The organism is Nonomuraea sp. NPDC050404 (genome assembly GCF_040655495.1).
Classification (GTDB): Bacteria; Actinomycetota; Actinomycetes; order Streptosporangiales; family Streptosporangiaceae; genus Nonomuraea.
On sequence record NZ_JBFAKB010000110.1, the window covers coordinates 1 to 1,082 of the forward strand.

General features: G+C 37.9%; 1 protein-coding gene. It reads left to right on the forward strand.

The features are described 5' to 3' along the window. Positions 1-119 precede the first annotated feature (119 nt). A partial coding sequence (locus AB0I81_RS64110) for a RepB family plasmid replication initiator protein (protein WP_360680748.1) occupies positions 120-1,082 on the forward strand: 963 nt, incomplete at its 3' end.

The window sequence follows — 1,082 nt, forward strand, 5'->3', positions numbered from 1 at the left end:
TAAGTACTTTTTTGTTAGGTAAGTACTTATGTTGTGGTATAATAAAAGCATGAAGAACAATTCTTTGGTCAGATTTTCTTCATGCCTATCTAAAATCACTCACAAAGGAGCAGTTTTCTATGACTAGTATACCAAAAAATGAACAAAATCAGAAGCAGGTGCAAATCTTGAACGAATTATCAAAACGTAAAGTGGTCGAGCATAATTCTTTAATCACATCTATTGCCAAAATGGATAAAACCCCACTCAAAATGTTTGAATTAGCCGTATCGTGCATTGATACAGAAGAACCACCAAAAGATCATACGGTTTATTTGTCAAAAGCAGAACTGTTTGCCTTTTTTAAAGTGGACGACAGCAATAAACACACACGTTTTAAACAGGCAGTCGAGAATATGCAGAAACAAGCCTTTTTCAAAATTAAAGAAAAAAAAGAACATGGATTTGAATTTGAAAATATTGTGCCGATTCCCTATGTTAAGTGGACGGATTATCATGATGAGGTAACGATCCGATTTAGTCCTGAAATTATGCCGTATTTAATCAATTTAAAACAAAATTTCACGCAACACGCTTTGTCTGATCTTGCAGAACTCAATAGCAAGTATTCCATTATCTTGTATCGCTGGTTATCTATGAATTATAACCAGTACGAGCATTATAGTTACAAGGGCGGGCGCCGAGAAGAACAAGTGGAAGCCTACCGCAATCCTTCAATTTCCATGCGAGAATTACGAGAAATGACGGACACGGTCAATGAATACAAATTATTCACTAACTTTAGCAAGAAAGTTTTAGATAAACCCCTTGAAGAAATCAATGATCGGACCTCATTTAATATTGCCTATGAGAAAGTGAAAAAAGGTAAAAGCATTGATTCTATTGTCTTTCATATCACGAAAAAACGTCGAGCAGACGATAACAGTTATAAGCTAGAGGACAAGACCTACAAGGAAGCGAAAGCCGAAAAAGAATTATCAAACCAAACACTTGCAGGTAAATCTACCACGCCGACCTGCCGGACGACCCGCTCCTGCACGTGGTGCTGGCCGCGTACGCCTCCGACTTCACCCTGGTCGACA